16 protein-coding genes are annotated in these 26,633 nt (G+C 72.8%); 7 read left to right on the top strand and 9 right to left on the bottom strand.

Features of this window, described 5'->3' with window-relative positions:
* Positions 1 to 13: 13 nt before the first annotated feature.
* Together V6V16_RS15090 and V6V16_RS15095 are read left to right on the top strand one after the other, a co-directional pair.
* Positions 14 to 1,312 carry an SDR family oxidoreductase gene (locus V6V16_RS15090; RefSeq protein ID WP_334562663.1) on the top strand — a complete coding sequence of 433 codons (1,299 nt, stop codon included), beginning with the start codon at positions 14 to 16 and terminating at the stop codon, positions 1,310 to 1,312.
* 417 nt (positions 1,313 to 1,729) lie between these two features.
* Positions 1,730 to 2,386, top strand: coding sequence for a response regulator transcription factor (locus tag V6V16_RS15095; RefSeq protein ID WP_334562664.1), 657 nt, complete (start codon positions 1,730 to 1,732; stop codon positions 2,384 to 2,386).
* Positions 2,387 to 2,521: 135 nt separating this feature from the next.
* Here the strand turns inward: V6V16_RS15095 and V6V16_RS15100 are convergent, their stop codons facing one another.
* Both V6V16_RS15100 and V6V16_RS15105 read right to left on the bottom strand, forming a co-directional pair.
* Positions 2,522 to 6,877, bottom strand: a complete 4,356-nt coding sequence (locus V6V16_RS15100; protein WP_334562665.1) for a S8 family serine peptidase — start codon at positions 6,875 to 6,877, stop codon at positions 2,522 to 2,524.
* A gap of 210 nt (positions 6,878 to 7,087) precedes the next feature.
* Complete coding sequence (locus V6V16_RS15105) at positions 7,088 to 7,714, bottom strand: transcriptional regulator (RefSeq protein ID WP_334562666.1); 627 nt, start codon at positions 7,712 to 7,714, stop codon at positions 7,088 to 7,090.
* 17 nt (positions 7,715 to 7,731) lie between these two features.
* On the opposite strand from V6V16_RS15105, the gene V6V16_RS15110 reads away from it, so the two are divergent.
* On the top strand, positions 7,732 to 9,360 hold the full coding sequence (locus V6V16_RS15110) for a pyruvate, phosphate dikinase (protein ID WP_334562667.1): 1,629 nt from the start codon (positions 7,732 to 7,734) through the stop codon (positions 9,358 to 9,360).
* Positions 9,361 to 9,474: 114 nt separating this feature from the next.
* On the opposite strand, the gene V6V16_RS15115 is transcribed toward V6V16_RS15110, so the two are convergent.
* Positions 9,475 to 10,005 carry an adenylate kinase gene (locus V6V16_RS15115; protein ID WP_334562669.1) on the bottom strand — a complete coding sequence of 177 codons (531 nt, stop codon included), beginning with the start codon at positions 10,003 to 10,005 and terminating at the stop codon, positions 9,475 to 9,477.
* A gap of 305 nt (positions 10,006 to 10,310) precedes the next feature.
* On the bottom strand, positions 10,311 to 11,933 hold the full coding sequence (locus tag V6V16_RS15120) for an RICIN domain-containing protein (RefSeq protein WP_334562670.1): 1,623 nt from the start codon (positions 11,931 to 11,933) through the stop codon (positions 10,311 to 10,313).
* A gap of 412 nt (positions 11,934 to 12,345) precedes the next feature.
* Between V6V16_RS15120 and V6V16_RS15125 the strand changes: the two genes are divergently transcribed.
* From V6V16_RS15125 to V6V16_RS15140, 4 genes are all read left to right on the top strand, one after another.
* Positions 12,346 to 13,173: a DUF72 domain-containing protein gene (locus tag V6V16_RS15125; RefSeq protein WP_334562714.1), complete on the top strand. Its 828-nt coding sequence runs from the start codon at positions 12,346 to 12,348 to the stop codon at positions 13,171 to 13,173.
* A gap of 75 nt (positions 13,174 to 13,248) precedes the next feature.
* Positions 13,249 to 14,442: a serine/threonine-protein kinase gene (locus V6V16_RS15130; RefSeq protein WP_334562671.1), complete on the top strand. Its 1,194-nt coding sequence runs from the start codon at positions 13,249 to 13,251 to the stop codon at positions 14,440 to 14,442.
* A gap of 131 nt (positions 14,443 to 14,573) precedes the next feature.
* Entirely contained in the window at positions 14,574 to 16,364 is a 1,791-nt protein-coding gene (locus tag V6V16_RS15135) for a vWA domain-containing protein (protein WP_334562672.1), read from the top strand.
* A 227-nt stretch (positions 16,365 to 16,591) separates the two neighbouring features.
* Positions 16,592 to 17,695: a hypothetical protein gene (locus V6V16_RS15140; protein WP_334562673.1), complete on the top strand. Its 1,104-nt coding sequence runs from the start codon at positions 16,592 to 16,594 to the stop codon at positions 17,693 to 17,695.
* Between the two features lie 238 nt (positions 17,696 to 17,933).
* On the opposite strand, the gene V6V16_RS15145 is transcribed toward V6V16_RS15140, so the two are convergent.
* The 5 genes from V6V16_RS15145 to V6V16_RS15165 form a co-directional block, all read right to left on the bottom strand.
* Positions 17,934 to 18,608: a CHAP domain-containing protein gene (locus tag V6V16_RS15145; RefSeq protein WP_334562674.1), complete on the bottom strand. Its 675-nt coding sequence runs from the start codon at positions 18,606 to 18,608 to the stop codon at positions 17,934 to 17,936.
* Between the two features lie 153 nt (positions 18,609 to 18,761).
* A complete protein-coding gene (locus tag V6V16_RS15150; protein WP_334562675.1) occupies positions 18,762 to 19,502 on the bottom strand; it encodes a hypothetical protein in 741 nt (246 codons plus the stop codon).
* A gap of 113 nt (positions 19,503 to 19,615) precedes the next feature.
* Positions 19,616 to 20,044 (bottom strand): peptidase inhibitor family I36 protein, encoded by a 429-nt coding sequence (locus V6V16_RS15155; RefSeq protein ID WP_334562677.1) that lies wholly within the window; start codon positions 20,042 to 20,044, stop codon positions 19,616 to 19,618.
* A 117-nt stretch (positions 20,045 to 20,161) separates the two neighbouring features.
* Positions 20,162 to 20,557 carry an SH3 domain-containing protein gene (locus V6V16_RS15160; RefSeq protein ID WP_334562678.1) on the bottom strand — a complete coding sequence of 132 codons (396 nt, stop codon included), beginning with the start codon at positions 20,555 to 20,557 and terminating at the stop codon, positions 20,162 to 20,164.
* A gap of 553 nt (positions 20,558 to 21,110) precedes the next feature.
* Positions 21,111 to 26,576, bottom strand: a complete 5,466-nt coding sequence (locus V6V16_RS15165; protein WP_334562679.1) for an ATP-binding protein — start codon at positions 26,574 to 26,576, stop codon at positions 21,111 to 21,113.
* Positions 26,577 to 26,633: the final 57 nt, after the last annotated feature.

The following is a 26,633-nucleotide window of genomic DNA, read 5'->3' on the forward strand; positions in this document are numbered from 1 at the left end:
CAAAGGCGGAACCATGCACATCTCCCTGCGTCACCACAGTGACCGGATCGCGCTCGCCACCGGCAACCCGAAGAGGCTCTCGCTCGGTTACTCGGAGGACCCGCGCGTGGTCGCGAGTCGCCTCCCGCGCCGCGGCGACGACGAGCCGAAGACCGTGTTCCTGCTGGGCGCGAACGGCTTCGTCGGCATGCACATGCTGCGCGAGCTGCTCGACGACCCCCGGGTCTCGGCGGTCTACGCCCTGGTCCGGCGCAAGGGCGACAAGTCCGGCGAGGAGCGCATCGCCCGACAGGCCCGCAAGTACCAGATGACGCTGCCCGACACCGGGAAGCTGACGGTCCTGGAGGGCAGCTACCTGGAGCCGGCGATGGGGCTCTCCCCCGCCGACTACGACACGCTGCTCACCGAGGTCGACGTGGTGATCGACGCCGCCGGCGCCACCACCCACGAGTACCCCTACGCCCGGTACCGGCGGGAGAAGGTCCTGCCGACGCTGCGGCTCGCGGAGTTCTGCCTGGAGAAGCGGTTCAAGACGCTGCACGTCATCGGCTCGGTGGGCAGCGAGGTCTACCAGCAGTGGCGCGACTTCTTCCGGAACAGCTTCTTCTACTGCGGCTACAGCAAGATGAAGTGGGTCGTCAAGCACACCACCCTGCGGGCGAACCGGGACGGCGTGCCGATCCACATCTACCAGGCGCCGTTCGCCCTGGGCGGCCCCACCACCGGGTTCAAGGACCCCGGCATGGAGTACTCGTTCTGGAACATGATCTCGCACATCCTCCAGCTCGGGCTGATCTGGGACTCGGAGGTGACCAGTCCGATCGTGGCGAGCGACGTGCTCGCCCGGTCGGTGCTGGACAACGCGCTGTCCAAGACGCCGCGGGCCATCAGCTACCCGGTCACCCCGGCGACCACCCACCAGATCGCCGACCGGTTCGACCTGAAGCTGGTGCCGTGGGCGGAGTTCCGGCGCGAACTGGTCCGGCGGCACCGGTTCCGGCCGGGGCAGATCGACTGGTCGAAGCCGATCACCAGCACCCGGCGCGGCCTGCAGCAGGCCAAGTTCGTACGCTCGCTCTTCCCGCGGTCGTTCCACACCCTGCTGCGCAACATCCACAACGCCGCCGCCGAGCCGAGCACCGTGCTGATCGACACCGACCTGCCGTCGATCGACATCCTGGAGAACAACGCCAGGCGGATCCGCAAGCTCGGCAAGTACCTGCCCGCGCGGCCGTCGGCTGTCGACCCCGCGGCCGTTCCGGCCCCCGCCGCCCCGGCCGACCCCGAGCCGGCGGTCGTCGGGGCCGTCTGACCCGCACCCGCCTCCGGCAGCGGCCGGCCGACCCGGGGTCCGCCCAGGTCGGCCGGCCGCACGCCGTGCTCCGGCGGGCCGCGCCGCGGTAGGCCCCCCGGCGTCACCCTGCGGAATCACCGTCGGCCTGACGGGGCCGCCCCATGGACAACGAAAGATGACGCCGCGGGCGTGCCTGTCGACGCCCCGGCGGGCCGGTGCCCGCCAGGGCTCCCACCCTGCTCGCACCGGTCGGCCCGGGGGCGCGGCGCGACCCCTCGCCCGGCGGCCCGCCCGACATGTACGCCGTCTGTACCATCCTTGTACGTCATGCGGCCTACCGTGCTGTGGGACACCGAAAAGGGGAGCATCCCCGGTGTCCCGTACGGGGTGACGGGGCGTTCCGGTCCGTCACCGCATCGCCGGAGAGGGGCACGCGTGATTTGCAGGGTGGGCGTCGTCGACGATCGTTCGGTCACCTTCCGCGGGGTGGCCGAGGTGCTCAGGGCCTCGGCCGGCATCCGGTTCCTGGGCGTCTTCGCGACCCTCGACGAGTGCGCGGCGCAGGCCGACGGCGGGGAGCCGACGGTGGTCGTCACGGACCCCTTCCCCGGGCCGGGGCTGCCGGCCCGGCCGTTCGGGCACCTGGCGCTGCTGGTGATGTCCGCGTCGCGCCGCCCGGCCGACGTGCGCGCCGCCCTCGGGCGGGGCGTGGGGGGCTACATCTGCAAGGGAGCGGACGTGGGCACCCTGTTCCGGGCCATCGCGGCGGTGTCCGCCGGCGACGTGTATCTCGACGGCGAGCTGCGGACGGCGCTCGCCGCCGACGGGCAGCCCGATCCCGGCCGCGCGCAGGAGCCGCGTCCGCCCGCCGAGCCGACCGCCATGACGCGGTCGCTGACCCCGCGCGAGCGCGACGTGCTCCGGCTCGTGGCCGAGGGGCTGACACACAAGCAGATCGGCGCCCGGTTGGAGTTGTCCAAGGCGACCGTGGACACCTACGTGCACCGGGTCCGGCAGAAGACCGGCATGCCGAACAAGGCGGGCCTGACCCGGATCGCCATGGAACTCCAGCTCACCGCCCCCGCGGCGTGAGTCGTCGCGGACGCGACCGGCCGCCCGCCGGATGCCCGCCGGCGCCGTGAGCGGTGACCCGCCGGTGCGGTCGCCGTGGCGACCGCACCGGCGGGTCCGGCCCACGTCATCGACGAGCCGGGCGGCCCGAGGCGGTCACAACCGGGCGCACTGCCCGGATCTCGGTCCGCCGACCGTGTTGGCCATCCCGTTGTTCACCGGCGGCGGCTGGTTGCCGACGCAGCTCAGCGGACCGTCGATCCGGTTGCCGGCGACCACGGCCGGGGTGCCCCCGGTGCGGCTGCCGACCAGGCTGACCGGACCCGACACCCGCATGCCGCTGATCGCCACCCGGCCGGTCGCCCCGGTAACCGACAGCGGGCCGTCGACCCGGCTGCCCGTCAACTCGACCACGGCGGCCCCGGTGGCGGTCACCGGCCCGCTGACGGCGGCGTCGAGCGCGATCAGGCTCGCGCCCTTCCCGACGTCGACCGGCCCGAACACCCTGGCGCCCGGCGCGAGGCAGGTCACCCCGGCGCGCACCGGCAGCGGGCCGCGCCGCTCGCCGCTGACCACCTGGCCGCAGGTCTGGTCGGTGACCTCGAGCGTGACGGGGAGCGTCTCCAGCGGGTTGGCCGGGTCGTCGCTGGTGACGCAGAGCTGCGCCCGGTAGGTGCCGGCGGCCAGCCCGGCGCTGTCCAGCGACACGGTCACCTCGGTGGACCGCCCGGCGCCGGTGCCGGCCCCCGTCCGCGACACCGACAGCCACGGCACCTCGTCCGGGGTCACGCACGGCTGCAGGTCCGGCAGCCGTATGTGGGTGATGAACCGGGCCGCGCCCTTGTCGTTCTCGACCTCGACCAGCCGGCCGGTCCGGTCGATCTCGTGGACCCCCTTCGAGCTGGTGGTCAGGATGTTGCCGTTGCCGAGCGGGTGGACGCCCTGGTAGCCGGAGCCGCCGGGAGGGGCGTAGACGCCGAGCAGCTTGCCGGCGCGGTCCATCTCCCAGACCCCGGCGGTGGAGCCGCTGCCCCAGCTCGCCGCGAGGACGTTGCCGTTCGGCAGCTCCGCGAGCTGGCCGGGCCAGCTGAGCCCCTCGAAGAACCGGGGGTTGGCGCGGGAGCCGTCCTTGGTGAAGCTGTGGATGGCGTCGCTGTCGCTGGCCGAGACGAGCATGTCGTCGCCGCGGAACAGGATGCCCCACGGCCCCTTCAGGCCGTCGGCCCCCGGTGCGACGTACGTGCCCAGGTACCTGCCGTCGGCGTCGAACTCGACCACCGAGTTGGCGTTGCCCTGGGTCGCGACCGTCACCAGCACGGTGCCGCGCGGCGAGAGCGCCATGCCCCGGGTGTTGGTCATGATCGCCGGATCCCGCACGCCGTCGGTCGGGGCGAACACGCGCCGGAACGAGCCGTCCAGGCCGTACTCGGTGATCATCGAGGTCACCTGGTCGGACATGAGGAAGCCGCTGCCGTCCGGCTTGGCGACGATCTGGAACGGCGTGTACAGGCTGCTCGACGGGTTGTACGGGTGGTGCGGCACGAACTGCGCGTCGATCAGCTTCCCGGAGTGCGGGTCGAACGCCATCACCCCGCGGGTCGCGGTGGCCGAGTTCGGGATCAGCAGGACGCCGTCGCGCAGCAACCTGATCCGCTCGTCGCCCGGGCCGGCGTCCGGGTCGTCGAGGCGCCAGTCGAGCACCCCGTGCCCCGAGTTGCGTACCGCGAAGGTGCGGGTGGTGACCAACCCGGCCGGCTGCCGGGCGGTGAGAGACCGGGGCGCCACCTCGATCTTCGGTACCGGCACCACCGTCAGCTCCAGGGCGATCCTGGCGGTCGGCCGGTCCTGGTCGTTGCTGGTCACGCAGAGGTCGGCGCGGAACACCCCGCCGTCGTCCAGGCCGGTGGAGTCGAGGGTGATCAGGATCTGCTGGCTCTTGAACGCGGCCAGCGTCCCCTGGGCCGGCGTGACCTTCGCCCAGGAGGGCCAGGCGCAGCCGGGGCCGTCGCCGGTCGCCCGCCAGGTGAGTTCGGCGCCGCCGGCGTTGCCCACCGTGACGGTGTGGCTCTCGCTCCGCGCGACGTCCATGCTGGAGCTGAGTTCGGTCCTGTCCAGGGTCAGGTCCGGGGCCGCGGGAAGCACGGCGACCGGGAAGTGGGCCTGGGCGATCGGCTGCCCGTCCGGCGAGTGCCGGGCGTCGGTGGTCAGGTCGACGGCGCCGAAGAGCCAGTTCCCGCGGGTGGTCCCGGTGACGTCCAGGGTGACGGTCAGATCCTGGCTGGCGCCGGGCGCCAGGGTGAACTGCGTCGGCGCGACCGTCATCCGCGTTCCGACGGGGGCCCGCGACGCCACCCGGTAGGTCGCGGCACCCTCGGCCACGCTGGTCACCGTCCGGGTGAAGGTGCAGATCTTGAGGCAGTGGTGTTCCACGACGGCCGGCAGGTTCAGCGTCTGCGGGTCGCCGCCGGCCTCGGGGTCGGCGGCGGCGAAGTTCGCGGCGGTCTCGTCGAGCACCAGACCGGTCCGGGCGGCCTGGCCCACGTTGATCCGGCCGGAGCCGATGTCGAACGGGTCGGCGGGGGTGGTGCTGTCCTCCTTGACCACCCCGTCCCGGTCGGCGGTGACCGCCAGCGCGGAACGGATCCGCGTCGGCGACCAGTCGGGGTGCAGCGCCGCCAGGAGCGCGCCGGCGCCCGCCACGTGCGGCGACGCCATGGAGGTGCCCTGCATGAAGGCGTACTGGGCGGGGTCGTCCTTCGTCGCCATGGTGGCGGCGAGGATGTTGCGCCCCGGAGCGGCCACGGTCGGCGCGAGCATGTCGAACCTGCTGGACCCGCGCGCGCTGAAGTCGGCCACCACGTCGGTCCAGTCCTCGTCGCGCAGCACCTCGCTGCCGGCGTCCACGCGTACGCTGACCGGCCCGTCGGTGGCGGCCAGGTGGGCGCGTAGCCGCTGCCCGTCGGCGAGGCCGATCATCACGGCCGGGACGGGGGTTCCGGCGAGCGCGCCCATGGTGATCGGCGGGCCGCCGTACTGGGTGTGCACGACCACGCCGGTCGCGCCGGCGGTGGCGGCGTTCCTGACCTTCACGGAGAAGTCGCAGCCGCCCCGGGGGATCAGCGCGACCCGGCCGCCGAAGACCCCCGCCGGGAAGGGCGCGCAGCCCTGCTCGTTGTCCGCGTCGACGGTGCCCGAGTACCGCATCTCGCCCTGGATCGGCGGGCTCGGCGAGCCCTCCCCAGGGACGGCGGCGACGCCGGTGAGCGCCGCCGGGACCGGCGTCGGTGACGTCACGGCGAGCCGGTGGGCGACGACCCGCTCGTGGCTGACGGCGGCGACGGACATGTTCCACGGCGCGGTCTTCGCGACGGTGCCGGGGCCCGGGCCGCTGTTGCCGGCGGAGGCGGCGACGAAGATGCCGGCCGAGTACGCCTCCAGGAACGCCTGGTCGACGACGTCGTTCCACGGGTCGTCGCGCCCGGAGATCGAGTAGTTGAGGACGTCCACGCCGTCGGCGATCGCCTGGTCCACGGCGGCGACCGTGGCCGAGGAGAGGCAGCCGATGCTCATGCACACCTTGTAGGAGATGATGTTGGCCCGCGGCGCGACCCCGGAGACGGTCAGCTTGTGCGTGCCGGCGCCGACGGCGATGGTCGCCTCGTGCCGGTTGCCGGCCGCGGTCGAGGCGGTGTGACTGCCGTGACCGTTGTCGTCGCGGGCGTCGGTGCCGACCATGGCCCAGGCACCGATCAGCTTGTCGTTGCAGATCGCCCTGTGCTGGGGGTGGGTCGGGGCGCAGACGCCGACGTACCTGCCCTCGCCGAGCGGGTTGGTGTGGCGGTAGCCGTCGCCGTCCACGGCCGCGAACGACGGGTGCTCGGGGTTGATGCCCGAGTCCAGGACGCCGACGACCGCCCCCTCGCCCCGGGTTCCGACGTTCTCCGCCGTCCGTCCCTCCCAGACGGCGGGCGACTGGATCAGCGCGTTGCTGGTGTCGGTCTCCAGGGCCAGCACCTCGTCCGGTACGACCGCGGCGACCCCCGGCAGGCCGGAGAGCTGCGCCGCCTCGTCCGCGCTGACCGCGACCGCCATTCCGTTGACCACGTTGCGGTACCGGTGGGCGACCCGCACGGAGCGACCCAGGGTGGCCTCGATCTCGTCGACCAGCGTGTCCTGCTGACGCGCCAGTTCCCGGGAGTAGGAGGTGCTCGCCGCGGACCGGGGGTCGATCCCGCCGGCGCGCGCGGCGCTCGACCGGGCGGCGGCCACCACCGACGGCTTATCCATCCTCAGCAGCCAGAGTCCGCTCTTGGGCTGCGGCCGCCCCGCTGCCGGGCGCGCGGGCGGCTCGGGCGTGCGCTCGCCGCCCGGCAGCGGGGCGCGCGGCGGCGCGGCGGCGCCGGGAGCGGGAGCCACCGCGATCAGCATGGCGCTCGCCACCACCGCCGCGGCCAGCCGGCTCGGTGCCCTGCCGAGGTGGGGGAACGTTCTTCGGTGGAGACGCTGTGCCACGGTGAGCTCCTAAGTCACTGAGCGGCGCGATCGATATGTGTCTCGCTGCCTCGCCGGAGCAGGGGAGGCGCTCGGTGCGGCTCGGTGCGATCGTGTGCAACCTAGGTGATCACGAAGGACGGGGCAATGACGTACGTCCATTCACGTACCTCTTATGGGTACACCCGCCGGAGGGCGGCGGTCCGCTTCGGCTCGGCGCGGCCGGGGTCGTCAGCGGCGCGGGATGCCCAGGGTGACCAGCAGGTCCTCGTGCAGCTGGAACCACACGACGTGGTATGAGGCGAGGTCGTTCGTGACGAAGTCCGTCGCGCCGGACCTTGCCCTGGTCAGGGCGTGGGTGAGCCGGGTCCGGTAGCGACGGAACCGCGGCAGCGCCGCGCAGAGCTGCCCGCAGACGACCTCGGCGCGCCGGTGCAGGTCCGTGAGGCGGTCCAGGACCCGGGCGTCGTAGCCGGGATCGGTGTGGTCGTTGAGGGTCGCGACGCCGTCCGCCGACCGGGTCTGCCAGGCCGCGCAGAGGTCGAGCAGCTCCGGGTTGAGCACGAGGAAGCCGTCGTACGCCGCGGTCACGGCGGCCCGCGCGCCCGCGGCGTCCAGCTCGGCGGCGATCCGCTCGGCGTCCGCGGCGCGGCCCGCCTCGGTGAGCCCCCACCCGCCGAAGCCGCCCGGCAGGCGCGTCACGAGGCCGGCGACCGCCAGGTCGATCAGCTCCGACTCCGCGTCGGACTCGGACAGCCCGGCCGCCTCGGCCACCCGGGCGAGGCCGGCGAACCCGACGCAACGCAGGGTGTGCAGGACCAACAGGTCGGTACTTGGTGGTTGCGGTGAGCCCGGCACCGGAACAGGCTACCCGGATGAGCTGGATCCACCCGCTGTCGGCCGGGGTCGACGCGACGGCCGACGTGCTCGGCGGCAAGGGGCACGGGCTCGTCGTCCTGCGCCGGCTCGGCCTGCCCGTACCGCCCGGCTTCGTCATCGGCACCGCCGCCGGCCGTGCCTTCCTCCGCGACGGGCGACTGCCCGACGGGCTGGAGGCCGAGCTGGCGGGCGCCGTCGCCGGTTTGGAGGCCGACACGCGGCGGCGTCTCGGCGCGGCGCGCCGGCCGCTGGTGGTGTCGGTCCGTTCGGGCGCCGCCGTCGCGATGCCCGGCATGATGAGTACGGTGCTCGGCGTGGGCCTCACCGGCCCGGCGACGGCGGCCCTGGCGGCCGAGACGGGCGACCCGCGGTTCGCGCTCGACTCGCGCCTGCGGTTCCTGTCCAGCTTCGCCGGCGCGGTCGTCGGGGTGGCGCCGGAACGCCTCGACGCGCTAGCGCGCGGGGCGGCCGGGCGCGCCGACGGCGGTCCGGAGCCGCGCCTCGCCGAGGCGGTCGGGCGCGTCGAGGCCCTCGTGCGCGAGCGTGCGGGCGACGACGTGCCGGACGACGCGGGGCGGCAGCTGCGGTTGGCCGTCGAGGCCGTCCTCTCGTCCTGGAACACGCCGCGTGCCAGGACCTACCGGGAGCTCCACGGCATCGCGCACGACCTCGGCACGGCCGTCACCGTGCAGGCGATGGTCTTCGGCAACCGCGACGGGCACAGCGGCGCGGGGGTCGCGTTCAGCCGGGACCCCAACACCGGCGAGCCCGTCGCCCGCGGTGAGGTCCTCTTCGGCGGACAGGGCGACGACGTGGTGGCCGGGCGTTCGACGGCCCGGCCCCTGGCCGAGCTGGCCGAGCGGGAACCGGCGGCGTGGGCCGAGCTGCTGGCCGCCCTGGCCCGCGTCGAGCGGCACCACCGCGACGCCTGCGGCGTGGAGTTCACGGTCGAGTCCGGCCGGCTGTGGCTCCTGCAGATGCGTCCGGGCGGGCTCGTCGGCCGCGCCGCCGTCCGCGTCGCGGTCGACCTGGCCGACGAGGGGCTGATCGACCGCCGCGAGGCCCTGCTGCGGCTGTCCGCCCGGCATCTCGGGTCCGCCCGCACGCCCCGGATCGAGGCGGCAGCCGGCGTCGACGTGTTCCTGCGCGGGCTGGGCGCGTGCCTGGGGGTCGCGGCCGGCCGGGTCGCGACGACCGCCGAGCGGGCGGTCGCCATGGCCGCCGACGGGCCGGTGATCCTGGTGCGCCCGCACACCTCCCCGCTGGACATGCACGGGCTGGCCGCCGCCGCGGGCGTCGTCACCGCCAGCGGCGGACCGGCCAGCCACGCCGCGGTGGTGGCACGGGCGATGGGCAAGCCGGCGGTCGTGGGGGCCGCGGAACTGCGGATCGACGTGCCGGGCGGCCGCGTACGGGCCGGTGGCCGGGCCCTCCCGGAGGGAACGCTCGTCACCGTCGACGGCACCGGCGGGGTGGTCGTCGTGGGCGCCCCCCGGGTGGTCACCGCCCCCGACGAGCAGCTGCACCGGCTGCTCGGCTGGGCCGACGAGGTCTCCGGCGGCGACCCCACCCGCACCGACGCCGAGCGCCTCGCCGCCGCCCACGCCGTCCTCAAGCCCGCCTGACGCCGCTCGTCGACCGGCGTCCCGGCCGACCACCGTGACCGGCCGGCCGGCGACGACCGCGGTGGAGTGGCGGGCGCTCCGCGCGGAGGTGGGTGGCGGGCGCGTCTGTGCCGCTCACCGACGGGGCAGGCCGGCGAGCCAGCGTTCGAGGGCCGCCGGGGAGCGGAACAGCAGCACCGTGGGCCCGGCCGGATCGGCCTGCCAGGACCGCATCCTCCGCCGGGCGCGACCGAACGCGGCGAGGTGCCAGAGCAGGATGGAGTCCCGGGACAGCACGCTGCGCATCGACTCGCGGTTGCCGTTGCAGATCTCCTCCCCCGTCGCCACCCGGCGTGCGGTGCGGCGCAGCAGCCGCCAGAAGGAGAGCCAGCGCGGGTAGTCCAGGCCGACCACCAGGTCGGCGCGGGCGAGCACCACGTCCCGCCAACCGTGGTACGCCCCGTCGAGGATCCACCGGTCGCGCCGGCAGACCGCCTCGATCCGGTCGCGCTGGCGCGCGACGGGCACCTCGACCCAGCCGGGCTGCCAGAGCAGGTCGTCGACCGGGTGCCACGGCACCCCGAGACGCTCGCCCAGCCGCGCCGCGAGGGTGGACTTCCCGGCGCCGTACACCCCGTAGACGAGGATGCGGGACGGTGCGCTCATCGCGGCAGCGTACGTCGGGGCCGCGATGGCTGCGCCCCGCGAGTCCTGGCCGGGCGCTTCCGCCGTGCTCGTGGAATTCTTCGGTGCCGGGGCCGGTCGTCCTGCCGGTCCTTTCGAGCTGAGCCGTCTGCGACATCAGCTCGAAGGGGCGCTGGCGAAGAGGCGCAGGCGCCCGGTCGCTGATTCGTTTGTGACATCAGCTCGAAAGGGCGCTGGAGGCGAGTTGCCGGGGCCACGCCTGGCCCACGTCGGGCCGCCGGACGGTTCGGCGGTGGGGGCCCGGGTCCGGGCCCCCACCGCTGTGCTCAGGCCGTCCGGTTGGTGCTCCAGCGCTGGGTCGGATCAGTCGCGGAGCACGTCGCCAGCTCGAGCGCGGTGAGCGCGCCGGTGGACCCTCCCGCCGCCCGCACGCAGAGGTTGGACGCCGTCTTGATGTGGTACGTCACCCCGGAGAGGAGGGTGAAGCTCCAGCGCTGCGCGGCGGCGCCGGAACAGGTCGCCTGCACGACCGGGGTGCCGGCGGTGGTCGCGCCGCCCAGCGGCGTCAGGCACTTGAGGCTGTGGTTGTTGGTGAGGGTCCAGGTGCCGCCGGTCGCCGAGGTCATCTTCCACTGCTGGTTGGCCTCCCCGTTCTGCGGCCACTGGATGACGGTGGCGTTCTCGTCCTCACTGAAGCCCAGCACGTCGATGGTCAGGTTGGCGCCCGAGCCGTCGAGCACGTCGTTGGCGAGGATCATCGTGGCGCCGTTCTCGGCGGCGCCCGCCGGCGCCGTGCTGCTGTTCGTGGTGACCGTCAGGGGCTGCGACGCGACGGAGGTGCGGGTCACGCCGGCGTGGGTGACCCGCTGCCGGACGGTGTAGGTGGCCGTCGTGTTCGTCGCCAGCCCGGTCAGCCGCACCGAGGTGCGCCAGCCGGGGACCGTGGCGACCACCGTGCCGTTGCGCAGCACCTGGTGATCCACGGCGTAACCGGAGCCGACCGGCTTCACGCTGGGCAGGAAGCTGAGCACGACGGAGCTGCCCTCCACGTCGGTGGCCCGCAGCAGCTGCGGCGGAAGGGCGGGGATCGTGGCCATCGTCGGCACGGCGCTGCCGGCCTGGAGGTAGAGGCTGTGGTGGGCGGCGTTGAAGTGCGTCGGCAGGTAGCTGCCCTGCGGGTTGATCCCGAAGTAGTCGTCGCTGCCGCAGTCGAGCAGCCGCACGGCGAGCGGGTCGGTGCAGACCGTCGGGTTGTCGTTCTGGCAGAGGGTCTCGTTGCCGTCGGAGCAGTGCCCGCCACCGGAGTGGTTCGGCGCCTCCGGTTGCAGGCCGCCCAGGCCGTGGGCCAGCTCATGGGTCATCGTGTGCCCGGTGAAGCAGGAGGGCTGGAAGGTGATCCAGACCGTCCGGCTGTTGCGCTGGTTGCCGGTGCCCGGGGCGGTGGGGTCGGCGATGCCCTCGTCGACGGTGCCGGCGCAGTTGACCCGGTGGTTCTCCGACAGGATCACGTAGAGCCGGTTGTCCGCGTCGTAGCCGAGCGGCCGCAGGACGTTGAGCAGGGTGTCGGAGCTGGCGGTGCCGGTCGGCACCTGCACCTGGTCGATGGTGAGCTGGCACCCGGTGCTGCCGGTGAGGAACCGGATCCACCGCTGCGCGCCGTCGCGCCGGGCGCTGTCGTTGACGTTCTGCTGGGCCACCCACGCCGCCGCCCGGATCGACGCCTCCCGCTCGGCGAACCGGCTCGTGCCCGGCTCGTACGTGTAGAGCACCTGCACCCGGTGCCCGCTGGTGCCGTTGTCGACGCACTGCAACGGTGGCGCCGCAGCCGTCCCTCCGGGCACCGCGCCGGCGGGCGCGCCCGGTGCGACCGCGAGCCCGATCGCCATCGTCATCGTCATCGCCGCGACGAGCGTCCCCGCGAGCTTCCCGTGTCTTGTCAGCCGCTTCATTCGGCATCCTCCCTCGTGGCTCCGAAGGACATCCGCGGACACTCGACGATGAGGGCGGCGGTGGTCGGAGTCGTCACGAAAACCGCGTCCCGACTTCGCGGGATCGTCGGCGATTTCGACACTAGTCGATTAACGGAGTCGGTCGTACCGACACGAGACGCTGCCCACAGCACCGGATCGGGCGATGCCGCCGGGGCCGCTCCGACCTGCGCGAACGTGCCGACGACGAGAGCGCGACCGGGTCGGCGAGGCGCTTAATCGCACCGCCCACACAAATTCACCATCACACGTCCGTACACCCTCGGGCGTCGCGGCGGTGCCGGCCGGATACCGTACCGGCGGCGCGGGCAGCCCTCCGCGCCGGAACCGTCGAGGGGTGGGAGGTCGGATGCGCCTGCACGTGGGGTGCGCGATGTGGACGCACCCGGCCTGGCGGGGGCGCTTCCTGGCGCACCCGACGCCGGCCGACGAACGGCTGCGGGCCTACGCCGGCTGGTGCACCGCCGTCGAGGGGAACACCACCTTCTACGCCACCCCGGCGCGCGAGACGGTGGCGTCGTGGGCGCGGCAGACCGGGGCCGACTTCCGGTTCGTGCTAAAGCTGCCGAGGACCGTCACGCACGAACGCCGGCTCACCGGCGCCGACGAGGAACTCGGGGCCTTCCTGGGCGCGATCGAGCCGCTCGGCCCGCGGGTACACGCCCTCTGGGTCCAACTGCCGGCCTCGTTCGGCCCCACCGACGTACCGTCGCTGGCCCGGTTCCTGCGCGGGCTGCCCGCCGCGCACCGGTACGCCGTGGAGGTCCGCCACCCAGCGTTCTTCGACGACCCCGGGGCGGCGCGGACGCTGGAGGAGACCCTCGGCACGGTCGACGCGGAGTGGATCCCGTTCGACACCACCGCGTTCTTCCGCACCCCGCCGACCAGCGACGCCGAGCGCGAGGCGTGGACCCGCAAGCCGCGTACGGCGCCGCGTACCCGCGCCCTGACCGACCGGCCGGTCGTCCGGTACCTCGGCCGGGACGACCCCGCGCGGACGGTGGAGGGCTGGCAGCCCTGGCTCGACGTGGTGACCGGCTGGCTGCGCGAGGGCCGCTCCCCCACCGTGTTCGTGCACACCCCCGACAACGCCGACGCCCCCGAACTCGCGCGCGCCTTCCACGACGAGGTCCGGGCGCGCCTGCCCGGGCTCGCGCCGCTGCCGGAGCCGGCGCCGGTCGGACCGGCGACGCTGTTCTGACGGGCGGCGCCGACATGGCACGATGGCCGGTGTCCGCCGCGCCGGGTGGCCGGGGCACGACCTGATGGAGTCGGGATGACAGGAGTGGCCGGCGCGCCGGTGCCGGGGCTGGCGCCACTGTGGACGCACGATCCGGTCGCCGCCGGCCCGTACCGACTGCTCGGCCGGCTGGGCGCGGGTGGCCAGGGAGTGGTCTACCTCGGCGAGGACGACGAGGGCCAGCGGGTCGCGGTCAAGATGATCGGTCTCGATCTGAGCGACGTGCGGGCCCGGGCGCAGTTCATGAAGGAGATCGCGGCGGCGCGCCGGGTCGCCCCGTTCTGCACCGCGCAGGTGCTCTTCGCCGACGTGGACGGCGACCAGCCCTACGTCGTCAGCGAGTTCATCGAGGGGCCGACGCTCTACCGGCACGTCCGGCAGCAGGGCCCGATCGCCGGCAACGCGCTGCACCGGCTCGCCGTGGGCACCGCCACCGCGCTCGCCGCGATCCACCGCTCGGACGTGGTGCACTGCGACCTGAAGCCGGACAACGTGGTGCTCGGCCGGGACGGTCCCCGGGTGATCGACTTTGGCATCGCCCGCGCCCTGGGCGTCACCGAGACCATGACCAGCCGGGTGATCGGGACCACCGCGTACATGGCCCCGGAACGGTTCCGCAACGACTCGATCGGCCCGCCCTGCGACGTCTTCGCCTGGGGCGCCACGATCGCATTCGCCGCCGGGGGCCGGCCGCCGTTCGGCACCGACTCGCTCTTCGCGGTGATGCACCGGGTGTTGAACGACCCGCCCGACCTGCCCCCACTCCCTGATGACCTGGCCGAGCTGGTCCGGCACTGCCTGGCCAAGGACCCGGCGGAGCGGCCGGAGGCCGAACAGGTGCTGATGCGGCTGCTCGGGCAGGGCGCCGGGGCCGTCGGCACACTGCGCCGCGACACCGTGCTCCAGGTGGGCAACGAGACCGCCGGCGCGCCGACGCCGAGCGGGCCGCTGCCCCGGGGCAGGGCCACGGTCAGCCCGTCCGGCCCGCTGGCCACCCCGTCCGGCCCGCTGGCCGCCGGCGGCTGGGGGCGGCGGCTGCGCCGCGAGTCGACCGACGCCTGGGGCATCTCCACCGCGATCTTCCTCGGCTCGACCGGGGCCGCCGTCGGCTACGTCGCCTCCCGGGCGGTGGCCACGGCCGCGCTGGTCGGCGCGGCCGCCTTCGCCGTGGTCTACGTGGTCCGGCTGCTGCTCGCGACGACACTGGGCGACCGCTCCGAGCGTCGGTGACCGACGGCGCCGGATCCGGGTATTTCTGCCGCGCCGCCGGTCGGCCCGGGGCGGACGGTACCGGCGCCGTCGGGGTGGCGGCGCAGCGGTAGGTTGACCGCCATCAGTCGACCGCCGAGGAGGACGTCCCCATGGTCCCAGCCCCGTCACGTGCCCGGCCGTGGTTGCCGTACACCGCCGCCGTCACCGCCGGGCTGCTGGTCATCGCCGGGGCGTTCGTGCTCGTCCGGCAGCCGGACGCCGGCACCGACCGGGCCCGGGCGGACTGTTCCACCAGCCTGGACGTCAACTCCTCGACCGAGAAGGCGGCGCTGCTGGTCGAGCTGGCCGAGCGGTACAACGGCAGCGGCCGGTCACTGCACGGCGGCGGCTGCGCCCGCGTACGCGTCAGCGCCCTGACCTCCGGCAAGGCCACCGAGGCGCTGGCCGCCGGCTGGAGCGGCACGGGCCTGCCGGAGCCACAGGTCTGGCTGCCGACGTCGAGCCTGTGGACCGGCCAACTGCGGCTGCTCGACGAGGCCGCCGGGCGGCCGCCGCAGACGCCGGACAGGTATCCGTCGATCGCCAACAGCCCGCTGGTCATCGCGATGCCGCAGCCGAAGGGCGAGCTGGTACGCGGGCGCGGGCCGCTCGGCTGGGGAGAGATCCTCGGCCTCTCCGGGCGGCAGGGCTGGGCGGGCTTCGGCAGGCCGGAGTGGGGCCGCTTCACCTTCGGCAAGGACAATCCGAACCTCTCCACCTCGGGTCTGGCGGCGACCATCGCCACCTACTACGCCGCCGCGAACCGATCCAGCGACCTGACCAGGTCGGACCTGTCGGATCCGAAGGTGACCCGGTTCGTCCGGCAGATCGAGGCCAATGTGTCGCACTACAGCGACGACTCGGTGGAGCTGCTCCGCGACCTCGCCGAGGCCGACCTGGCCGGTACGGGCGCCGGTACGGGAGACATGAGCGCCATCGTCATGCAGGAGGAGCTGGTCCACCTCTACAACGAGGGCGGGCTGAGCCCCCGGCAGGAGGGCCAGGAGCGGGGCCCTCGACCGAAGGTCCCGCTGGTCGCCGTACACCCGAAGGAGGGCACCTTCAACCTGGACCACCCGTTCGTGGTGCTCCCCTCCGCCGACGAACGGCAGCGCGCGGCGGCGGACGACTTCCTGGCCTTCCTCACCGAGGACCTCCAGCAGGAGAGCTTCGCCCGCCTCGGTTTCCGCGACCACGAACGACGGGCCTCGGCGGAGCTGCTCGCCGGCGTCGGCGCCGAGCCCACCGGCGGGCTGACCTACTTCGCGCCGCCGAACCCGGGGGTGGTCGAGGCGATGCTCAGCGGCTGGGGCACGCTGCGCAAGAAGGCCAACATCCTGATCGCGCTGGACACCTCCGGGTCGATGGAGGAACAGGTCGGGAACAGCACCCGCTTCCAGGTTGCCTCGGCGGCGGCGGCCAAGGGGCTCGCGCTGCTCAACTCCGAGGACCGGGTCGGCCTCTGGTCGTTCTCCTCCGAGACCAGGAAGCGGCCCGAAGGCCCGTACCGGGAGGAGGTCCGGCTCGGTGACTTCGACCAGAAGCGGATCAGCAGTCGGATCGCCGGCCTGCACGTCGCGGGCGACACCGCGCTCTACGCGACCGTCCGGGCCGCCCACCGCCACCTGCTCGACCGGTACGACCCGGACCGGATCAACGCCGTCGTGGTGCTGACCGACGGCAAGAACGAGTACGCCCGGGACAACGACCTGAACCGGCTGCTCGCCGACGTGGCCCTGGACCCGCGGCGCCCGGTGAAGGTCTTCTGCATCGCCTTCGACGGGGACTCGGACTTCGCAACGTTGGACCGGATCGCCAAGGCGTCGTCGGGCAAGGCGTTCGACGCCACCGACCCGGCCACGATCGACGAGGCCTTCGTGAAGCTGGTCAGCAGCTTCTGACCGAGGCCGACGATCCAGAAATGATCCCACCGCGGCCTTCGGTGCGGTCGTCGCCCGGGGCCTGGACCAGCGCCGGGCTACGGTCTGCGGGGTGCCGCCCTGCTTGCGCTGTACACACAGACATCCAAGTGTCCATTAGCATCACCGCTAGTTGACCCGGCCGAAACGGAGACAGGCGCCACCGGCTTCGATCGCGTGTTGCTCCGACCAACTGCCCTGAGGGTGCGATGAAGGAACCAGAATTCATCCGACCGGACGCAGCGCGTGACGAGGTGGCCTTCCTCGACCTGATGAGACAGCTCAAGGACCGGTCGGGCCAAACCTTCCGGCAGTTGGAGAAGGCTGCCGAACGGCACGGTGACTATCTGCCGCGCAGCACGGTGGCCGACGTGCTGCGTCGTCAGGCACTGCCACGGGCCGATATCGTGGCCGCGTTCGTCCGTGCCTGCGCTGGTGAAGAGCATGTCTCGGCCTGGTTGCGGGCCCACGCCCAGCTGAGCCAGGGCACGCCGGCGCAGCAGAACGGGTCGTCGTCTCTCCCATCGGTCACACCCGGCGACGGTGCCGCCAAGCCGGAGGTGGGCGACCAGTTGGCGGGGGTGCGGAGCACCGCGAGGGAGACCGTGGTGGCGGACAAGTTGCCCCGTGCTCTCCGCCGACCCTTCGCACCGTCGATCCTGCTGGCGATGGTGCTTGCCACAGGTGTCGGCGTTGCGGTCTCCGCCGACGACACCCGGCGACACCACGGTGGCTCCCTGGGCGGCTCCGCCCAGAACTCGACCGAGACGCCCGCACCGGAGGTCAGCCGATCCGGGCAACTTCCGGCCAGCGGCTGGTACCACCTCCGCCCCGCCCACATCGCCGACCAGAGCCTGTGTCTGGGAGAAGGGCGGGAGCGTAACGGGCGTACCGACCGACCGCTCGCGGTGCAACGGCCCTGTAGCGGGGTAGCCCCCGACACCCAGTTGATCGCGACCACGGTCACCGGCATGTATGAGATCCGCTGGTACCACCCGGTTGAGGGAGCTGGTTGCCTCAGCGTCGACGACGCCAAGGTGGCCAGCGGAGCGCTTCTCCAACCCACCACCTGCCTCGGGGCGCCGCATCAGCGCTACCTGCTGGAGCCAGTCGACCAGCCACGCCCGGGCGGCTACCGGCTACGGCCGGCGCACAGTGGGCTCTGCATCGGGGCGCTCGGCGGCGTCGCCGACGTCGACGTCGGCGCCGAGGCCAACCAAACGGCCTGCACCGGTGAGGCTGACCAGGTGTTCATGCTGCAACCCGCAGCACGGGCCTACAGAACAGACGTCATACCGCCGGGCGGCCGGTAGGGCGTCGCTCGTGACACGCTCGTTCCCTTGCCGTGCCGTGAGTCGGCGGGTGGGCGGGAGCCGCCAATCGTGTGGACGACGTGCTCCGGTTACGGTCGCAGACGACGGGTGGTCGAGCGGACACCTCGCGGATGGACGGATCCGGCAAGGTCCGTCGCTGCCCGAAACCGCCCGCACGGCGGGCTCGGCGCCTGATGAGAGGACGCCTTGACCGCCGGGCGAGGGTTCCTCCGGTCGCCTACCGCGAGGCCGGCGAGGTGAAGCCGACGACGGAAGCCGCCCGGTTGGAGGTGTTCAAGACGTGCCGTACCTCGTTCGAGCGGTTACCTTCGACCGAGTTGAAGGTGCCGTCGACGCTGGTCTCGTGGAACGACGTGACGATGCCGACGTGGTCGATGATCCCGTCACCCTCCCAGTCGTAGACCACCGCGTCACCCTTGCGCGGGACGTAGCTGCCCTTCGGGTGCCAGGTGCCGTTGTTCACGCCGTAGGTCTTGAAGCTCGCGGCGAGCGCGTTGAGCCCCGTGTACTTCGCGGTGCCCCAGTAGAAGGCGAACTTGGCGAAGTCGGCGCACCAGGCCCGGGCCCGCCAGTTCACCGTCACCCAGGACTTCGTCCCGTCCCGGTATTCGTAGCCCTTGCTGGACTTGCCACAGGTGGAAGCCGAGGTGTTGTCGTGCCGATCGTTGTTCGGGTCGGCCCAGAAACCGGTGTAGAAGTTGCAGTTGCTGCCGGTCTCGTAACGACGCAGCTTCACGTCCGCGTTGTCCGTGTAGAGCTGTTTGTAGGCGATGTTGCCGACATCGATGCCCAGGGCGGTGTCGGCGGCCTGGGCGGCCGTCGCCGGAATGACGACACCGGCAGCAACGGCCACAGCCACGGCCGCGTTGGCCAAGATTCTGGTGATTTTCATTGATCCTCCGGGGTTCGCCGCGGTCTCTGCCGCGGTCACTGACGGCGAGCGCTCCGCGCGCGACGGGACACGCTCGGGCCGGGTGCACAGGTTGATCGTCGATACGGCTGGTCGGTGCGAGGCTTCCGCCATCGTCTTCGCCCGGGACCTGACTCAGCCCAGGTCCTCGATCACCTCCCCGGCGCTGACCAGCACGCGCTCGACCCGCTGCCGCTCGGCGCGCAGCCGGACGAGGTCCTTGCGGACCATCTCGCGCTGGATCTCCCCCTCGATATCGGCCAGGCCCGCCACCAGCTTCAGTCGCTGCTTGCAACCCACGTCGACCAGCGCGATCCTTCTGCTGCGGGCGATGTCCGTCGAGCTCACCCCGGCCGGCGTCCAGGTTCCGTCCGAGCCCGGCGGCGCCGCGGTCACGCCTTCGTCGTGCAGGCACCGTCGCCACCGGTCCAGCAGATCGCGACCCGGCGGCGAGGCCAGCGCCTGTTCGTAGCTGGCCGCCGCGGCCCGTTGCGCGTGCAGGTCCGGCAGGTGCAGTGCGCGGACCGGCGCCGCCCCCAGGCAGCTGCGGCGGGTGGCCTCCTCGGCACCGGTCATCGGCGCCGAGTTCTGCTCCATCAGCCGGCGTTGGGGGCCCGTCGGCGGTGGCTCCTGGTATCCATGTCGGGCCACCTCCGACTCGATCCAGACGCCGTACCGGCGGTCGGTGGTCATCGGTCCGGCGCGGTGGTCGATGGCCTCGAAGGTGTGACCGTTGGCGGCCATGCACGCCCTCAGTAGCAGGTTGATCGCGTAGTCGACGGTGCGGATCTCGGCGTTCGAAACGCCGAACTGGTCCAGCGGCAGGACGATGGTGCCGGTCCGGTGATCCACCCTCGCGCCGGCCGCCTGGGCCATCGGCGTGACGAGAGCCGGATCGACGCTCCTGCGGCTTGTGCAACCTGGAATGAGTACCGCGAGTGCGACCGCGACAACCGCGGCCACACTCGCGTACCTCATGGATACTGCGGTCACGGGCAGAACTTGTGACTGCTGATCCTGTCCTGCCAGTTCAAACCGTTGGCGCTGCCGAGTCCACCGCCGTTCGCCAGGTACGGATCACGGAAGTTGGCACCGTCTGCCTCGCGGTTGAACAGAATCGAACTGCCGGAGTGGTTGGCGTCGGTGTAGAGCCGAACCGCACAGCTCCGGCCCTCGTTCTTGACCGAGTTCGCCCCGTTGTCGATCTTCGCCGAGCAGGTCGACCAGGTGATCGTCGAGTAGTCGAACCCATTCGCGGTCATGCCGCGAAAGCAGCCGGTGTAGTCGTTCTCTCCCCACACGCAGACCTGGCCCGCCGTGCACTGGCTCTCCGAAGCCTGGGCGGATGTCTGCCCCACGACCAGGGCGGTCGCGGCGATCGCCAGTAGCACAGCAGCCCTACTGAGTGGCTTCTTCATGGAAGCTCCTTCCTTTGGTGGCGTTCTCGTTCGGCGAGAGTCCTCGGCTGAGCGATCCGTCAAGCCTTCGGGCAGACCACCTGGCCCGCCGTGCACCGGCTCTCCGAGGTCCGGACGTCAGATCCTCGGGCAGAGCTTGGTGGCGCCCCCGTCGTCCAGGTAGGCGTCGTAGACCCAGCCGATGCTTGCTCCCTGAGGGCTCCGGACGTACGTCCAGGTGTTGCCGTAGTCGTTCTCGGCGTAGCAGTCGTATGTCACCGACTCACCCTTGGGGAGGTAGGCGGTGATGGAGCAGGCCTGGTACGGACCCGTGTGCACCGACGCCCTCGCGGTGGTCTTTCCCGAGCCCGTGTCCTGGTTCGGGTGCGGCCAGGCGGCGTTGCCACACGTGACCGCGGCCGCTCCCACGGCGGAGGTGCTCGGCACCGCCTGGGTCGGACCCGACAGGCCCGCCACGGTCAACCCCACCGTGCCGAGCACGGCCAGGATGCGGGCGCCTGATCTGGAATGCATGACTTCTCCCTCGATCGATGATCTGGAATGCCGCGACCACCCGATGCATGCGACGCGGTCGGGGCTGTTCCCAGACTGGGCGGTGCCGACGATCGCTGGCCAGAGGTGGCGGCTGTCCCGGACAGAGATCTGCTGTCCGGCCAGGTCACAGCCCCACCGGACACTGTCCCGGACGCCACCCGACACCTCGGGCGGCGACCTGACACCGGAGGTTCCGCATCAGATGAAGGAGTTGTCACACTGGCTGTAGCAGATCGGGAGAGGCACCGTCTGCCGGCCATCACCGCTCCACCGGCGAGCTTGGCGGCGATGCCGCCGGTGCGGTGCCCACTGCCGACCCGGTCGCCCGTCGGCGACGGCCTGCCCGCCCCGCTGCGTGCTCAGGCGTACCCGGACGGCGAGAACCGTGCCGGGTGAAGCCCGGCACAGGATGTGAAAGAGCGTGACCCGTGGGCGTGGCCACCGGGGCTTGCCGGTGCCAGCCGTACGGGGGGGCCGACCCACGGGCGGTGCCACGGCGAGAGGTCCCCGCCGTGGCACCGGTCCGAGGGGGTCAGCGCAGGCGGGACTCGATCGCCTCGATGATCCGGGGACGCAGTTCCGCGGCTCGGATGACGGCGTCGACGGAGCCGACCTCGACCGCCCGCCGGATGTTGTGCACCCGGTCGAACTCCGTGGCCACCTCGCCGAGCTTCTCCGCCCGGACCGACGAGCGGACCTCGTCCAGCTCGGCGGTCAACGCGGCGCGGTCGGCGCCGGCGGCCGCCGCGACGCGGGCCTCCAGTTCCCGCACCCGCGGGTCGGCGGCGGTGCGGGCGTTGACGTCGCCGGAGAACACCACCGCGGCGGCGGGCGCGCCGCCGAGCACCGAGGCGAACGAGCCCTCCAGCGCGAGCACGGTCATGTTCGGGTTCAGCGCCTTGGAGAACACCACGAACGCGCCGCCGTGGTAGCGCGAGATCACGCAGAACACGATGGGCCCGCGGAAGTTCACGATCGCGCGGCCGATCTCGGCGCCGTACTCCAGTTGCAGCTTGCGCATCGACTCCGGCGAACCGTCGAAGCCCGACAGGTTCGCCAGCACCACCAGCGGCCGGTTGCCGCTGGCCGCGTTGATAGCGCGCGCCGCCTTCTTCGACGACCGGGGGAAGAGCGTGCCCGCGGTGTAGGTGTCCGGGCCGTCGGTGGGCGGGAAGCCACGCCGCGGCACCGACCGCGACTCGATGCCGAGCAGGCACACCGGCATGCCGCCGAGGTGCACGTCCTGCACCGCCACGGTCTCCGCGTCGGCCATGCCCGCCCAGCGTTCCAGCACCGGGTGGTCCTGGTCGCTGAGGGCCCGCATCACCGTACGGATGTCGAACGCCTTCTTGCGGTCCGGGTTGGCCTGGGCGGAGAAGATCTCGCCGACCGTGGTGAAGTCGCTGCCCTCCACGGCGTGCGGGAAGTCGGAGATGTCGCGGTCGACGGGGTCGTTCGTCCTCGCCCGTCGGGGACCGGCCTCGCCCGGCGCGACGTACGTGTGCTCGTAGTACGACATCAGCACGTCCCGCGCGGCCGTCAGGTTCGGCGCCCAGTACTGCGCCTGCCCGTTCGGGCCCATCACCCGGTCGTAGCCGCCGATGCCGAAGTTGTCCTCGGCGGACACCCCGCCGGAGAAGTCGAGCGACTGCTTGCCGGTGAGCACCATCGCCGAGTCCGGCGTCATCACCAGGATGCCCCGGGTGTGCATGAGCATCGTCGCCTCGGCGTTCCAGTACGGCTGCGCCCCGACGTTGATGCCGGCGACCACGATGTTGATCTCGCCGCCGTCCTGGGTGAACTCGACGATCCGCTTGAGCGCCGCGGCGACCCAGTCCATGTTCTCCGTGCCCGAGGCCATCGAGATCCGGGCGCCGGCGGAGAGCGCATACCACTCGAGCGGGACCCGTAGCCGCTCGGCGAGGTCCAGCGCCGCGATCACGCGACGGCACTCCGGCTCCGACAGCGCGCCGAGCGCCTTCGTCGGGTCGCCGAGCAGCACCACCCGGGTGACGCCCTGCGGGTGCCGCCGGGTCCGGGTGCTGACCACCCCCGCGACGATGGCCGCGCTGTTGCGCCCCTTCGGCCGGTCCACCGGCACCAGCGCGTGGTCGTCGTCGAGGTCGTGCTCGACGAAGTCGCCGAGCAGCTTGGTCAGCTCGTACGGGTAGACCGTGTTGCGGCTGCTGGCGCGCAGCACCTTCTGCCGGTAGTCGTCGAGCGGCTCGACCGGCTCGTCCGACGGCTCGCCGACGGTGAGCGTGGTGCCGCCGGTGAGGTCGAAGGAGATGCGTACCGCGATCTTGGTCAGCTCGCCCGTCCTCGGGTGGCGCTGCCGCGCGATGAAGAGGATCTCCTCCAGCCCGGCGCCGGCGGTCGTCGGCAGCACGCGGGCGGCGATCATCTCCAGCTCCGCGCGGGTGATGTCGCTCGGCGGCCAGACGTAGACCACGATCCGGTTGGTGTGGAAGCGGTTCTTCGACGGGCGCCGCGACTGCGCGCGGCGGATCGAGTCGAGGCAGGTGGCCAGGACGTCCTCGGCCGTCGGCAGCGCCACCAGCCGGCCGTCGTGCTCGCGCAGGCCGGTCAGGTCGCGCACCTGGGCGAACGCGACGAGGCGGTCGTCCGAGGGGTTCTCCTGCGCCACGCACTGGAACAGGTAGACCTCCTCGTCGGCCGAGGGCAGCCGGGTGAGGGCGAACTTGCGCAGCCGCTCCAGCTGCATCCGCTGCGCGATGTACGGGTGCAGGCCGCGGATCAGCCGTTCCTCGGTCATCCCGGTGGTCGACGGGCGGAACGTGAAGTGGTGGTGCATCACCGCACCGGCACGCCCCGCGACGGTGGTGGTGAGGCGGAGGACCTGGTTCGGCAGCGGGTGCGCGCTGACCACCGCGTGCAGGGCGGCCGCCATCGCGTCGGAGTCCTCCGGCTGCCCCTCCCAGGCGAGGTAGATGTCGGCGTCGATGGCGTCCTCGCCGCCCGCCAGCTCCGCGAGCCCGCGCAGCGCGTTGTCCAGCGCCTCGAAGCCCACCGCGCAGGAGACCACGCACGAGCCGGCGCGCTCGGCGACCACGAAGGTGCAGCCGGCGACCTCCCTGGTCCGGACGTTGGTGAGGCCCTTGTTGCCGTAGTACCGCCGGTTGAGCACCTCCAGCATCACCGCGTTGTCCAGGTGGTCGCGGGTCAGCCGCTGGCCGAGCAGCCGCACCAGCGGCTCGGTGCTGCGTACCATCTCGGCGATGCGCTCGCCGCGGTCCGGCGCGTCCGGGTGCGCGTCCAGGTGGCGCAGGTGCCGGCGGACGCCGGCGTAGACGCGGGCGCGGTTGCGGCGCAGCAGCGGCTGACCGAACCAGGCGAACACCACACCCCGGGCGAGATCGGAGACCACCGGGAAGCGGACCTGGGTGGCGGCCACCAGCCGCTCCAGCGCGAGGCCGGCGGGCTCGCGCAGCGTCTCGTCCGGCGGCGGCTCGCGCAGCCACGCGCGCAGCAGCGTCGCGACGACCGTGGCGTCGGCGGACGCGCGTTGCTGGGCGAGGAAGATCCGGAATACGGCGGCCTCCAGCTCCGGGCACCGCTCCATCTCGGTGACGCCGTAGTGCCCGAGCGCCTTGGCGAGCTTGGCCTGGAACGTCATCGGCAGCCCGGCCCGCTCGACGTCGAGACTCTGCAGGTAGGTGTGGAAGTACTCGCGGGCGCTGTGCACGTGGCTCTCGCCGGTGCCGTCCTCGCCCGCCGGCCGGTTGCGGCTCAGCTCCGTCAGGTCGGCGAAGACGTCGACGAGTTCGAGTTCCTCGGCCAGCGGGCGGTAGCCCTCCTCCGTGGACGCGCGGCGCGCGGTCAGGTAGTCGTCGAGCACCCGGCGTTCGTCGTGCGGGTCGACATCGTAGCCCAGCAGCAGGCTGCGCAGGTCCTGCTGGCCGCGCGTGGCGCGCTCCCGCGCCGGGATCCTGTCGGGCGCGGCGGGCAGCTCCAGCTCGACGGCCCCGACGGCCGTGGCCTCCTCGGCCTCGGCGTCGTCGTCGGCGAGCGGCTCCAGCCGCAGCAGCGGCGCGCCGGTCTCCACCTGGCTGCCCACGGAGACGACGCATTCCTTCAGCCGGGCCCGGAACGGTGCCCGCAGCACCGTCTCCATCTTCATGCTCTCCAGCACCAGCACCGGAGCGCCCGCCTCGACCTCGGCGCCCACCTCCACCGGCGTGGCGACCACCAGCGCGGGCGCGGGCGAGCGGACGACGCCTCCCTCGTCGCGGCTGACCCGGTGGGTCACGCCGTCCACCTCGACGAGGTGGATCGGACCGTGCGTGCCGGTGAGCATCCGGTACCGGGTGCCGTTGACCATGATCTGCCCGGTGTGCCGGTCGAAGCGGTCGATCTCGACGTCGGCAGTGCGGACCTGGTCGCCCGCCTCGATACCGACGCGGAACCGGTGTGCGCCGATCCGGGCGACGCGTACGCGGTAGCCGACGCCACGCAGCTTGAGGTCCAGCGGCCGGCCGCTCTCGTGCTGCACCTGGGGGCGTCCGCCGAACGCCGTCGACAGCAGCCGCTGCCGCTCGGCGCGCTCCTCCTCCTCGTACGCCTCGATGGCGGCGGCCGCCAGCGCGACGGCGGAGTGCCGGTGCGAGACCAGCCTGCCCTCGCCGCGGACCCGGTCGATCCAGCCGGTGTCGGCGCTCGCGTCGATCACCTCGGGCTGGTCGAGCAGGTCGAGCACGAAGCTCTTGTTCGTGGCACCGCCCTCGATGATCACCCGCGTCTCCGCCATCGCCCGGCGCAGCCGGCCGAGCGCCTCCTCGCGGTCGCGGCCGTGGGCGATGATCTTCGCGATCATCGAGTCGAAGTCGGCGGGGATGGTGTCGCCCTCGCTGACGCCGGTGTCCACCCGGACGCCCGGCCCGGCGGGCAGGTCCAGCAGCACGATGCGGCCCGGTGAGGGCGCGAAGTCGCGGTCGGGGTCCTCGGCGTTCAGCCGGGCCTCGATCGCGTGCCCCCGCTCCGCCGGCGGCCCGCCCTCGAGCCGGCCGCCGGACGCCACGTGCAGCTGCGCCTTGACCAGGTCGAACCCGGTGGTGGACTCGGTGATCGGGTGCTCGACCTGGAGCCGGGTGTTGACCTCGAGGAACGCGAAGAGCTCGTCGCCGGGGTGGTAGAGGAACTCGACGGTCGCCGCGCCCCGGTAACCGACCGCGACGGCCAGCCGTTCGGCCGACGCCTTGAGCTCGGCCGTCTGGGCGGGACCGAGCACCGGCGACGCGGATTCCTCGATGACCTTCTGGTTGCGCCGCTGCACCGAGCAGTCGCGGACGCCGAGCGCCCACGCGGTGCCCTCGCCGTCGGCGATCACCTGCACCTCGACGTGCCGGGCACCGGTCACCAGGCGCTCCAGGAACACGATGCCGCTGCCGAAGGCCCGGGCGGCCTCCTGGCTGGTCCGCTCGTACGCGTCGGCCAGCTCGGCCTCGTTCGTGACCACCCGGATGCCGCGTCCCCCGCCGCCGGCGGTCGCCTTCAGCATCAGCGGGTAGCCGATCTCGGCCGCGGCCGCCAGGGCGGAGTCCAGGGTCTCGACCGCGCCGCGGCTCCACGGCGCGACCGGCACGCCGACCTCCTCGGCGATCAGCTTCGCGCCGATCTTGTCACCGAGCTTGCGCATCGCCTCCGGGCTCGGCCCGACGAAGGTGACGCCGACCCGCTCGCAGAGCTCCGCGAACGCAGGATCCTCCGCGACGAAGCCCCAGCCGACCCACGCGGCGTCGGCCCCGGTCTCCACCAGCGCGCGCTCCAGCGCCTTCAGGTCGAGGTACGGGCGCGCGGACGCGGGACCGAGATCGTAGGACAGGTCCGCCTCGCGGACGAAGGTGGCCGTGCGGTCGACGTCGGTGTGCAGGGCGACGGTCTCGATCCGTGTCCCGGTTTCCGCGGCCAGGTCCCGTACGGCGTGGATGAGCCGCATGGCGGCCTCACCACGATTGACGATGGCGACACGTGTGAACACCCGACCGAGCCCTCCTGTAGACCAACGTTGCGCCGCGCCGCGACACGGCGGCCCCCG

Origin of the sequence: Micromonospora sp. CPCC 205561 (assembly GCF_036906775.1) — a bacterium.
In the GTDB taxonomy this organism is placed as follows: domain Bacteria; phylum Actinomycetota; class Actinomycetes; order Mycobacteriales; family Micromonosporaceae; genus Micromonospora.